The organism is Paenibacillus sp. UASWS1643 (assembly GCF_008693195.1).
GTDB classification, from domain to species: Bacteria; Bacillota; Bacilli; order Paenibacillales; family Paenibacillaceae; genus Paenibacillus; species Paenibacillus amylolyticus_B.
Window position 1 is genome coordinate 31,011 of record NZ_VXKZ01000105.1, and the last position, 13,631, is coordinate 44,641.

The 13,631-nt window shown below is 46.0% G+C and carries 5 protein-coding genes; 2 read left to right on the forward strand and 3 right to left on the reverse strand.

Going from position 1 to position 13,631, the window contains the following annotated elements:
- Positions 1-80: 80 nt before the first annotated feature.
- Positions 81-2,189: a cytoplasmic protein gene (locus tag FE296_RS11785; protein WP_150365020.1), complete on the reverse strand. Its 2,109-nt coding sequence runs from the start codon at positions 2,187-2,189 to the stop codon at positions 81-83.
- A gap of 398 nt (positions 2,190-2,587) precedes the next feature.
- Here FE296_RS11785 and FE296_RS11790 point away from each other — a divergent pair, with 398 nt between their 5' ends.
- Positions 2,588-3,673, forward strand: coding sequence for a hypothetical protein (locus FE296_RS11790; RefSeq protein ID WP_124116876.1), 1,086 nt, complete (start codon positions 2,588-2,590; stop codon positions 3,671-3,673).
- 85 nt (positions 3,674-3,758) lie between these two features.
- Here the strand turns inward: FE296_RS11790 and FE296_RS11795 are convergent, their stop codons facing one another.
- On the reverse strand, positions 3,759-8,891 hold the full coding sequence (locus FE296_RS11795; RefSeq protein ID WP_150365021.1) for a DUF8202 domain-containing protein: 5,133 nt from the start codon (positions 8,889-8,891) through the stop codon (positions 3,759-3,761).
- A gap of 281 nt (positions 8,892-9,172) precedes the next feature.
- A complete protein-coding gene (locus tag FE296_RS11800; protein WP_150365022.1) occupies positions 9,173-10,309 on the reverse strand; it encodes a response regulator in 1,137 nt (378 codons plus the stop codon).
- Between the two features lie 177 nt (positions 10,310-10,486).
- On the opposite strand from FE296_RS11800, the gene FE296_RS11805 reads away from it, so the two are divergent.
- Positions 10,487-13,582: a hybrid sensor histidine kinase/response regulator gene (locus FE296_RS11805; RefSeq protein WP_190945150.1), complete on the forward strand. Its 3,096-nt coding sequence runs from the start codon at positions 10,487-10,489 to the stop codon at positions 13,580-13,582.
- Positions 13,583-13,631 lie beyond the last annotated feature (49 nt).

Below are 13,631 nucleotides of genomic sequence, written 5' to 3' on the forward strand. Positions count from 1 at the left end.
CAAACCAGAAAAAAGAGCAGCATCAGCTACTCTTTTCTAATCTTGATACTCACATAACGCCAGTATTTAAGTCAAACAGGTCAAACCAGATACTCCGCCATAATTTGCTCGATATCGTACGGTGTAATGCCTTGATCCACCGAATAGATTGTATCCGCCTGATCTATTGTATCCACCAGTTCTCCTCTAGCTTTGGCATGGAGCATGAACAAGTCATGCAGATCGGGTTTGCGTAAAGTCGTTAGTGCTTTACCCATCAGCACGATACCTTTCTGATTCCCCTCTACGTTATTGTAGTAGTCCGGATATCTGGTCAGCGCCAGGTCTGTCCAGATGACGGTGCGTTCGACCAGATCCATAATGACAGGGATCGCAATCTGCGTATCCGCTGTAATATCGATTTTGTTAGCTACGGTAGACGGTTCGAAAATCTCGCCAGACCCCGGCTTCTTCCGCATCATCCACCCTACAAAACATTCGGGCAGATCACAATACGGATGGCTTGTAAACGAAAGCAGTGTTGCCACCACATATCGTCCTCCATAGGCCACGATGGATGGAATATGCAGATCAATAAACTCACTTGCTCCGTTAGGTGCAGTCACGATATCTCCGCTATGGACAGCCTTATAGTTAGAGGATCGCAGATTCGTATAGGAAATATGCTCCACATAGTTCCAGTCCTTATCATACATCACCGCAGACAAGTCAATGTCCACGCGCCCTGTAGACTTTCCATCCACGTCCCCCTCTTTCCACCAGTTGAAGAAACGAATGGTATCACCCTCTGCCATCGGCACACGGCTTCCACGAACGATGGTATGCAGAGCCTTGCTTGCCGATCTCTGGGAAAAGGGCACCAGATAATCATGAAGCTGCGGATCGACATAGGTCTTTCCAAGCGTGGGAAGGGTTGCGAAGCGCTCTACCAGTGCCCGCTCGCACAATTGCACGACATCACGACACGTGGCTTCATCGATGTCTGGCAGCTCATTCGGGATGCCAAAAGCCTTCGCTACATTGCCTTTCGGGAAGAAGACACGCAGATCCTGCCGTTCATTACGCTGCGCAAAATGCTGTCTCACCTGCAATAACACCGGGGTAGAGACTTGCTCCAATACCTCACCAAATGCCAGCAGTACATACGCTTCATCCTCGGTCATCCGCAGCAAGTGATCCAGTCTTCTCGCGAATTCACCTGGACGCTGTGACAACAGATCAATCAGACTCCAGACATTCCGATATTGGAAGGCAAGCTCCACACTTCCGTTGAAGGTCGAATACGGTTTATTATTACGCAAAATATCAAAGGCTTCTTCGCATCGTGGATACCGAAGCTTATATTCCGAAGGATGCAGAATTTCGCCGAGACGAATCCAGCGATCTTTATAACGCAGCATATCCTCCGTGATGGAGCCACATTGCTCCAATAATCCGAGCAAAAGGCGTCTCTCACGGCGTTTGAATTTTCGGAAGGGAGAAGCCGCAGCGAGGCTGACATCACCATTGGACCAGGCAACAGCCAGACGGAGAACATCACTTGCGGTTTTAAAATACATGCCGATTCGGTCGATGTTCGCCTTTTCATGCTTCAACAGCGAGGCAACCACAAAGCCTACATTTTCTTTGAACGGAATCTCAGCGGGTAATAGCGCATCCACGTCTTCCGGGTCTGCGTGCTCCAATACCGTGTCGATATCCGCCTTGTCCGTTTCAGAGATGGAACCTTTTGCTTCAATGATCTGACGAATGAGCGTCTGGAATGCTTGTTTGTTTCCCAAACCAATGACTTTCAAGTCCGTCTTCTCCAGCAAAGGCATTCTCTCCACAGATGGTTGATCCGGGTAGACCACAGTCAGGTTGGTCAGATAATGAATAATCGCATTGAGATATAACTCCGCCTCATCCGCTTGCATCACCTGCATCGGGAATCCTGCGTACATCGGTGTGTACTTCACATGTGCGCCGACCATGACTCTCAGATCAGCCACAAGTTGAATATATACGGTTCCAAACTGTTCCATGGACAGCTGCCGCATCGCCTGCATTAGCTCATCCGAGAAGGTGTATCCGAGTGCTTCAATATTTTTGAGGGCAGTCGCCAGGTGTGTCTTCGGCAACTGTTGCTTCCCTTCGTTGGGTTCAATAATGAGTTTGTTCGCTCTGCGCAAATAGATCGTATTGTTCATGATAAAAGAGTCCAGGAAAGCCACATCCCTATATAACATGAAAGGTTAGGGTTAGAAGGAAGGAATGTGATAGCCTGGACGCCTCCTCTCTGATAATGAAATCTTCAGGAGAGCTGCGACCCTATGATCTCCAATGATGTAGAAGGAAGGATCGCAATAGCCTGAAGGCCAGCGATTCGAAGTTCGTCACCCGAACCTCTGGTGAACCCATCATCTCAGATTCCACGATCTGCCAACAGGGCGAAAGTATTACGACACCCCATTGAAATTCTTTTTTATATCCACCAAAAGATATATGTGGTTTATGATCTTTCCCAAATCCAGGGGGAGTGCTCAAAATTGTGTCGAATATAACGAAGAAGAACCCTAGAGAATGATGCAGAAACGAGGTTAGGACGATGGAACTTCAAAAATTATATTCTGATTGTATACGGCTCAAATTCAATTGTGGAGTTAAGCCTGAGCCTTCGTGCACAGATTATATGGAGTATGGTTTGTATGAGGATAATAGTGCCGAACTGTTTATGGTATCCCACCCAGATGAGACATTTACAAGCTGGATGTCGAGACTGCGTCCGAAAGATCCCTATTATGGATCAAGGCCAGACTGGAAGCCGACTCTCTCAGAACCATTTGAACAGCTCGATGTTTATGACGAAATGATTATGTATTATCTGTTATTTACCATCAACACCACGCTGTCGATCAACACGTATAACACCTACAGTGCCATGAATGAATTTATGAAAAGCTATAGCTTCTTCCAATTGTCTCAGCTAAGCGAAATTCCCCAATTCAGCGAGGAACAAAAGCATCTGTTACGTGACTTTTTCTTCTTTTTTTACCTCTATGCACACCCGGTTAATGAAGATACATTATATGCCTGCTCATTCAGCGAACAACACCTTGTACATACGAAGACCGACATTTCATTGGAGGATTATTTTTCGGCATACCATGATCACTACACCTTACTTCGAAATGAATACAGGGAACAAATCGTAATCACTGCTGAAGAGATCCAAGCCTGCAAACGCCTGACGCTGGAACTGCTATATACCATTGAAGGCCGATCTCCCAAGTTAAATATGCCTTCAGAGGAAGGTTTGGAACCAATCATCATGTTAATCAACAACGTGAGTCAGATGTTACAGTTGTATACAGAGGAACCGGAGGCATTATTCCAGATCATGCGGGATTTCCTTATTCAAGCTGAAGGTCACTCCAGTACATACGCTAACCACTGTTTCAAGACACTGCTTCAGAACTATGCTTCATATATCCTGTTTTTCCGATTTGATGAGGTTCAATTGCTGGTAGATGCTTTCAGGCATACCCCGGCCTGGTGCGAAATAATTGTTAGTAAACTGTTCAACGACTCCATCTTCCTTGAAAAGATCATGAGACTACAGCAGGTCAATCTTGACGCTTATCCAGACGTCACTATGTTCTTTAATGAAGAGGCACGAAAGATGATTTTGTAGCAACGATCTGGCCCTACAAAAAAATGCCTAAAAAAGCCTTTGCCGACCCCCAATGTCAGCAAAGGCTTTTCATTTTAAATTGTGTTTATTGATCAATCAAGTTTGTTACTTTCAACATTCTTGCAATCAATGCAGTGACCTCAGCACGGGTCATCGTAGTCTTCGGACTCAGAACCTCTGGTCCATTACCTTGGATGATTCCGGCTGCAATCAACTGGGCTACATCTTCTTTCGCCCAATTTGATACATCCGCTGCATCACTGTAACGTTCCAGTTCAGAGTTCATCTGATTCGGGCTAATTGCCGCTTTCGGTTCAATCAGACGATACGCACGAGCAACCATTGCAAATCCCTGCTCGCGTGTGATCTCCTGATTACCGTAGAAGTTCCCATTATCGTAACCCCGAACGATACCGAATTCATTCGCAAGGGCTACCGCGGAGCGGAACCATGCGGAATCGTTAACGTCAGGGAATAGATTCTGTGGTGCATCCTGACGCATTAAGCCCAGTCCAAGCACAACAATCTCGGCAAACTCGGAACGAGTAACCTGACGGTTCGGTGAGAATGTGTTATCTCCGTTACCTTTCAAATCCAGTCTTGCAGCGATGTTGTTCACATCAGTTTTACCCCAATGAGATCTGGCATCTTCAAAATCCTGCGGGTTCCAGATGACCGAATAACTTCCGCTGCTACGCAAATCATTAATGAGTGCATAGTAACGACTATCGATCTTGGTAACAACCGTTGGTACATGGAAGATGCTACCGTCCGGATTAATGATTACGCCTGTAGTAATCCGGTTCGGATCGATACCTTCTGGAAGTGCAATATACTTCGGTGCATAGCCGTTCAACTGGCCGGATCTAACTGTCTGTCCATCTTTCGTAAATGTAAGATCCAGATCGACCGGATTCACCAGAAGCTCATACCCTTCGGTTGCAGCCTTGTTTTTCGCGTTGCTGATCAAGGCATCCGAAGAACGTGCAATGTCGACATGTACAGCAATATCTTTCATTGCAACGTTGCCCAGTTGCTTGGACACACCGTTCAGGTCCATTTTGCCACCAGGTACCGGATAGATCGCCAACGGATTGCTAATGTTCAATTTGGAACCTTGATCTACTAATTGTTTCAGTGTTTCGAGGGTTAAACCATCCACCTTCATATCCCCATCATTCGGCGAATGAATGGCAAACTGCTGACCTGTGCCTTGTGACATGGCAACATTCAACTTGGCTGGATCAACTTGAACCAATGTTTCTTTGTTGTCAGATGGTTTGGATGTAGCAAATGGTTGATGACTGCCATCCCGAGTTGTTTCCAAATTATCCTTCACGGGTGCCGTTGGTGTTGGTACTGGCGCAGGGGCAGGTGTGCTTCCACCGTTACCTCCCGTATTTCCACCGCCATTGTTCCCGCCGCCGTTGTTGCCTCCACCATTGTCACTGGATGCTCTGTTCACGTTGATTTTGTACGACGTAACATGGCCAAGTGAATCTGTTACTCTAACAACGATCTTATTTCCACCAACTTGAAGTGGTAAATTCCCACTTGCACTACCACTTGTAACCTCATTCCATTCTCCATCTCCAACAGCTATTTCAATCTTCGCAAGTGGATCAAGTGCCGTTGGCGTGAGTTGGAATTGATATACGCTATTCGGAACAGAAATGGTGTAGGTATCTTTAGCCGGATCAAAGGCTGGAGACAAGCCTCCCACGGAAGGGACCAGTGTTTGCAAGGTAGATGTATCCGTTCCAATCACTTTGGTAAGGCCCGTTCTCGCATCAGTTAGATCTTGAAGCGCCTGATCTACCTGTGCTTGGGTTGCCGTTGGATTATTCAACACTCGCTCTGCTTCGTTCATCGCATTATCGAGTGCTGCCCAGCTGCCTGGCGTATATTCCGCTTCAGTTAGATTTTCAGCCTTGATTCTATCATATTCGCTTTTTAGCGCTGACGTGTCGATGCCAGTACCAGGCTCCTTGGTAAGATTCTCCTGCGCATCCACCAAATCCTGATACGCTTTTTCCACTTGTTCAGGTGTTGCGTCTTCATCGTCGAACACGGATTGAGCAACTTCTAGGGCATCTTGTAGCGTTTGCCATGATTCAGGCGTGTACGCCTCTTTGTCCAGTTCGCCTGTTTCAGTCTTCCCGTTAATCTCATCAATTTTGGCTTTCAACTTCGCCTTGTCAATAATAACAACATAACTTTTCGCATTTGATTTTTCTGAATCTGCATATGCTGGATTGTTCGTCTTCGCTGTGAGTGTCACCGTGTAGGTGCCAGCTTTCAGAGATGGTTCCAATTGCGACAGGTTAAGCACTGTTCCGGTTACCTCCACCGTCCGCTTCGTACCATCTTCCAGTTCAATTGTTACTTCATATTTATCTGCATGCTCAACTGCTTCCCATGTCAACTCATCTTCGGTCAGTGTGATGACTGGCGCCGACAAAGGAGTGGTAGCAGTTGCAATGGTAAAGTACGAATTTGGACCAAAATTTGAGGTATTCAGGGTTACTTGCCCATTCTCAATTAAATGTAATGAGTTTGGATTACCAAATTGAGTATCATCACTGATCACAACATATTGAGGCAACGCCGGGTTACCTCCCGTTACATCTACCTGAAGTGTTATTTGTGATTCAGTCCAGTTTGCTTTCTGTACTTTGTAGATGCGCTCCATCCCAACTAGTTTTTTCTCATCTTTTGTGATCGGTGTTTTGAATTCAGTACTTGCTCCATTGTCACCAAACGTAAAGAAAGAAGAATCGTTTGAAATATTATTTTTATTTGCAGAATTGGTATCCTCAACACTGTTGCCCAATGCAATCGTCAACGTTGACCCCTGTTCCTGCGCTTTGGCTTGTTTTTGCATCAAGCCGCTCTGATCATCTCGACCAATGCTTGTAATGCGATGGGTATAGACTGCGTTCACATTTGAATCCCAAATCGTAGCCATGTTTGAATCGACATATGAATTGGCTGTCGTCTGATCCAGCGTATAGCCGTACTTGATCGCCAGATATGTGCTTATTTTTTGGCGTTCCTCGTCCGTCAGAGCATAATCGTATACGATAATTTCTTCAATTGTGCCCTGCCAATGTTCAATGCCTGTAGCTGCTGGGATCAGCTTACCGACTACTGCTCCGCCAGAGTTACCAGTATCCCATAGCTTAACATTATCTTTTCCCCAGTCATTTAGTTGCTGTACCTGTTTCATTTTACTGTACAATCTAGCTTGGTTTATACCAGTATCCCCGCCTGTCCAAGTAACAAATTGCTCGTTCGGGAACGTCGTTCCCATAAATCCTTCGGCAGTATATAATGTCTGGTTCTTATCACTGTTAAATGTCGTCAAGCCGCCTCTTGTGTTATTCTGAAGCATCCCTATACCAGTATAACCACTCGTTTGGGCTCCCCAGGAAATGATATAATTGAGGCCTCCAGGTTTACTGGTTCTGCTAACCGTAATAATTGATCTGGGAGTCTTCCCTTGTGGAAGCTTATTTACATCCAGATTCATAAAAGTTTTTGTTCCGTCATATTCCAATACAGGATTAAAATTAATATTATGATTCTTGTCATCCCAATAAGTCGGTTGGTTATCGACCTCAACTTGTGTTGCGTTATTTCCTTTATTACCTTGATCTTCCCAAGTACTCACCTTCTGGCCGCTGGTAACTTCCATGCCCAGATCAGATCGAAGCCATAGTGAAGGAGCACCAACTCCACCTGGACCGGCTGTGCCTCCAACTGACTTATCTACTACAGTAATATCCCTGCGTATTGGTTCAGCAGAGATTCCGTTATTCGTTGCTGCGACCCTCAATGTATATTCTCCAGGTAGCAACACAGAGGAAGGTGTGAATTCCCATGTCCCGTCTGGGTTCACAGTAGCTTCTCCAACTATGTTTTTAGCCGGATCAGATTTGTTCACCATTGTAATGGTCACCACGGCCCCGGCTGTAACTGAACCTTTCAAAGTAGGTTTGACACCCACAGTAGAAAGATCCTGGGGAGTATCCAGTTCCAGGTTGACTGGCATTCGGTATGTTAGAACAACTTTATTAGCTTGATTATCATACGCAACCGCTGCCGTCGTATTGATATCTGATACAAAATAGGATTGATCGGCTGCTTGTGCAAGGTAACTTCCTCCACCAATAGCAATATCAACGACTGGATTCGTCACGTCATCAGGCATAATATTGGCGTATACACCAACCTTCGCGCCAGTCTGCAAAGGGTTAATCAGTGTCAAGTATGCACTGCCGGTGGCCGACGTGTTTTTTAAGTAAACGTTACGCTGTTCACCTCTGGTATTCAGGTTATCATACACATAGGCTGTTCCTCCGAAATCAAAACGAGCATCGGCGGCACTTCCCCGCATATACACAGCAACATTCCCAATCGTTTGCCCATCAGCATCTAATCCATTACCTGAAAGAATATTTCCCGTAATCTGCCCGCCTGTCATAATAAACTTGGGTTTGCCGGATAACCCAATACCAACAATGACACCATTGCCATCCGCAGAAATTTCATTTTCAGTAATGATTCCCTCTTGAATCTCTACAACTCCCCCACTACCTGCACCAAGGAGAGAAGGAGGGTTACTTGCCAGCGTCCCCGTGATCCGGTTGTGGTGAATCCGACTTCCCTCCTGAACCACTACCGTTCCTCCAAGTGCTGCGATGACGCTTGCGGTGCTTGAACCTCCAGTTGTGACATAATGATTTCTAACCTCAACATTTTTTAACATCACCTTACCGCCCGTTACTTGCATCCCATAGATCGCTGGGCTAGTGGCAACATGATTACCGTCTATATTCACATTCTCAAATGTAATGTTTCCATTTGACACCCGAATCAGATCTCTGTTCTTGAACTCCTCATCTCGAAGAATAGAGTATCTGTTACCTTCCTCAGATGTGATAGTAACCGTTTTTCCTGAAGCAGCAACAGTCCACATTTCATTCAGTGAAAGATTGCTTAGTAGAACAATCTTCCCCGAGCCTGTAATTTCAGTCAGAGCTCTATTCATTGTTAAAAAGGGTTCTGCCTCTGTCCCCACGTTCTCGTCATTTCCGATCGATGATACGTAGAATATACTGTCCGCCGCCATGGCAATAGGCATTGGTGTGAACGCAGATGTGGTCACAATTACAAGTGACAATATCGACATTAGAATTACTTTAATTATTCTCAACGTTGTACAGCCTCCTTTTGCTCACTATTATTTATTATTCGATTCAAATGCACTTCTGATGGGACTCATCTAGCTGAAATGGCTCCTTTGCTTAATGCACATGCCTCCCTTATTTAAAATGTTCATCGCTTCTAAATGGATCTTGTGCTCGGTTGCGGAATCTTACCACATCGCACTTATTCTACACATAGTCTCTTACCAAACTCTTACCAAACCTTTCTCTAGCAAATACAACAAAAAAACAGCCCTGCAAATGAAGCTGCAAGGCTGTTTATATCCAATTAAATATTCGATTGTTTCCATTGTTGGTACCATAACTCAACTTCCAGGCCAGGACGTATACCTGCCTCTTGTTCTAACGTGGTAACCAACTGATTATATTGAGCGATCACAGGATCTTTATTACCTAATCGATCATAGGTCTTCATTAAGGCCAATCCGACTTGCTCCAATGATGGCTCGAATTGCTGTACCCGATGATATAGCGTGAGTGCTTCCGTATTCTGTCCCAGATCGATGTAATATTGTGCAAGTTGCATGGCATGATTACGCCATAGTGCATGCAATCGCTGGCGCTCCAGCTCAGCCCATACGTAATCGTCCTCGCCATAATATTTGCCTTCATATTGATCTAAGGTCTGCCGATGTTCAGCTATTGTAGACGAAGATAATAGAGGCAATCGGTTAAGACGACTTTCCCATTCTTCCACGTCAATCCTGAATTCACCCGTTTCCAATAGATATCCAAACTGTTGATAACGAATGACCATCTTGTCCTCACCCATGAATTCGTTCATCATGTTGCGTAAGCGATGGATGCCACTGTGCAGATTGGATATACCTCTCCGCTCATCCAACTCTGGCCACAACAGTTCAAGTAGCTTATCCCGCTTAATCGGTTTGTTCCGATGGTGGAGCAAATAGGCAAATAACTCTCTAATCTTGGTTGTTCTGAACTTCATATGTTTTGGCGGCTCATTTGGGTGCACTTGGACTTGGAGCATCCCCAGACAACGGATTAACATGGATGGCCCTTCTGCTATATTCAGACTTGCTGACACCGTTCGGCGTTGATACATCTTCATCGTTTTTTCCAAGCGGTCACGCGTTACAGGCTTCATAATATAGTCCAGTACTTCAAGCCCATAGGCCGTCAGTGCATGTTCGTTATATGCGGTTGTGAAAATAACTTCTGTTCCAGGAGAAACCTCATGGATACGTTCCGTTGCCTCGATCCCGTTCATCCCCGGCATTTGAACGTCCATGAAGACGATTTCCGGCAGATGAATTTTGATCTGATCTATGGCCTCCTGTGCCGTCAGAAAAGAGCCGATAACTTCGCAATCCTCTCTCTCTAGCAACAGTTTGTTCAACCTGCTCAGAGCGAGATATTCATCATCTACCAAAATCACTCTCATATGCACAACTCCTCTGGCTCACTGATCACCCTTTAATCTATAATTTTACCATAAATCCTGATGTGGGACCGCTATCATTTGAATATAGAATCTATGTTCCGGTATTCAAAAAAATGTTCTTCTTTGGCAGAGGGCATGCAGGAATTTGAAATAAACTGTCGAAAACTAAAGTCTGCCATGAAACCTATAACCTATAAAAAGATACCCCGATATGTATTGCTGTCGATTCTATTTCTGACTATTTTGCTTGGCTTTCGCTGGATATGGTCCGAGTCTTTCGCTATACCCGCACATCCTGAACCTACTAAAGGCGTGTTGGATCTTCGAGGTTGGGACCTCGCCAACGCTTCACCCATATCCCTGGATGGAGAATGGGAGTTTTATCCCCAAGCGTTAATCTCTAATTCTGACGCGAAAATAGCGGATAACCTATCCACACGGATTCAAGTTCCCGGTGACTGGCGTAATGCATTACCACAATCCTCATCATCGTTCGGATATGGGACGTACCGTCTTCGCATACTGTTAGATCCATCTGTGGAGGAAGTCTCTCTCTGGGCTCAGAAAATCCAGACATCATCGATCATCGAGATGAACGGGACCATTGTTGCCGAATTCGGCCAACCTGCCACTCATGCCGAAGCCTATCGACCAGAAAGGACTGCATTTACAACTTCCTATGTGCTTGACGGTTCTACCGAACTCAATCTTTTGGTGCAGACAGCCAATTTTGATGATCCTTATAGCGGAGGGATCACACGCTCTCTCTATTTTGGTTCTCCAGAAGCCATTGGAAGTGAACGAGGACTATCCATTGACTTGCAAAAGATTACATTCGCCATACTGATTTTGCACAGCCTATACGCTTTTGTCATGTTTCTGTTTATCCGAAAGGAACGAGCTCTGCTGACGTTCTCGATGCTAACACTGGTAGCTGCCCTAACGGTCGCTTCCGACCATGACAATCTGTTATTGAGTTGGATTCCACTCAACTTCACTTGGATCGTTAAGGCCAAAGCGTTGTCCTATCCGTTGTTCGCATTCTTTCTTTTACAGATGGCTAAGAGCTTCTCCCATAATCTACAATGGCGTAAACTGTTCCGTATGTATGCCAGCGTGCTTGGCGTTTACTGTTTATTTTTGCTCGTCGCACCAGTGACCCTAATCTATCATGTACTTGAGATTGGGCTTTCTGATTTCCTTTACCTGTTTGCCATTGGATGGTCTGTGTACCTGTTCTTCCGAATGGCAGCAGAGAAGCGAAGTGACGCAAGCTTTCTGCTCTTTGCTGCAACCAGCAGCTTATCCAGCGTATTGTGGGGAATCGTGAATTCGCGTAACGAAATTACCAACGTGTATTACCCAATTGATGTGATTGCGGCCATATTCGGCTTCTCCGCCTATTGGTTCAGAAAATACTTCCGCAATTCAAGTGAGATCGAGAAGTTGTACGAACAGCTCAAAGAGGAGGATCGCCAGAAGGATCAGTTTCTTGTGAATACGGCTCATGAATTGCGTACACCGCTGCACGGGATCATCAATATTGCGGAGAGCATCGCGGTCCGTGAACGACGTAAATCAGGCGGACAGCAAGCAGAAGACATGAAACTGTTGGTTACCATTGGCCGACGCATGTCCCAACTGGTTGATGATCTCCTTGACGTGATTCGCCTGAAGGAGAAGCGGATTACGCTTCAGAAGAAACCCTTATCTCTTGCATCTGTCATTCCAGGCGTGATCGGCATGTTCCGATTCATGGCAGAGGGCAGGCCTGTCCATATGGAGGTGGACATTCCAGATACACTACCACTTATTCAGGCCGATGAGAGAAGACTTGTTCAGGTTCTCTACAATTTGTTGCATAATGCACTCAAATTTACTGATGAAGGTACAATTACCGTATCTGTCCGGGAACATGGAGAAAGCATTTTAATTCAAGTCTCGGATACAGGCGTGGGCATAAGCGAGGAGATGCAACAGCGAATATTCGAAGCGTATGAACAAGGGACCCCAGAGGCTCGATTAAGTGGAGGAATCGGCCTTGGTCTCCATATCAGCAGGCAGCTTACCGAACTCCATGGCGGCCAGCTCACTGTGCAATCTGTACCTGGACAAGGTTCGAGCTTCCAAATCTCGCTTCCACGGGAAGATACCACATCGCAAACGGATCAGACTGAACAGCGATGGGAGGATCACAGCTTTGACGAAATCGCGATTGCAGAGCCGCAGCAGCAGACCTTGTCCCATTCTCATGACAAGACTGTCGCCCGCATTCTTGCCGTTGATGATGATCCTGTAAACCTGCGAGTGCTAATCTCCATGCTGGGTAATGAACCCTATCATATTCAACCTGCGGCCTCGGCCCTTGAAGCACTCCAATTGCTGGATCAGGAGCCGTGGGACTTACTGATTGCCGATGTCATGATGCCTCATATGTCCGGTTATGAACTGACAGAGAACGTACGCAAACGTTATTCGGTATCAGAGCTACCCATCCTGTTGTTGACGGCTCGTAACGAACCAGCGGATGTTTACGCCGGATTCATGGCTGGTGCAACGGACTATGTTACCAAACCCGTGGATGCCGTTGAGTTAAGGCATCGCATCGGATCACTAATCGTGCTGAAACAATCCATCGATGAGCGACTGCGCATGGAGGCTGCTTACTTACAAGCACAGATTCAGCCCCATTTTCTTTTTAATACGCTCAACTCAATCATGGTTCTTAGTGAGATGGACACGGAGCGAATGCAGAAACTGGGCGATGCTTTTATCGAGTACCTTCAGACCAGCTTTCATTTTGTTAATTCGGAGAAAATGGTTGAGGTCACTCATGAGTTGGATCTCTCCCGCGCCTATCTCTACATTGAGAAAGAACGATTCATGCATCGGTTGAGCGTCATCTGGGATATTCCCGATGATCTTGATCTATCCCTGCCGCCACTCACCATTCAACCGCTCATTGAGAATGCTGTTCGACATGGTATTCTCAGCAAAGTTGAGGGTGGAACCGTGCATATCCGAATCATCAACCAAACAGTGTCCACCTTGATTGAGATCGAGGATGACGGTGTGGGGATGCAGCCCGAGCAGATCGAACGGGCACTGGCGTGGCCCAAGAAAGGCCCCGGCGGAACCGGAGGCATTGGATTAACCAATACACATCGCCGGTTGACCCAGATGTACGGACAAGGTTTGACCATCGTCAGTTCGCCGGGCCAAGGTACGAAAGTTTCCTTTGTCATCCCTTTCGACCGCAGCATGAGAGCCTGAGCGATATGTACGTTCTGCGACTCTACAACGGGCGATACTGTACTGTACG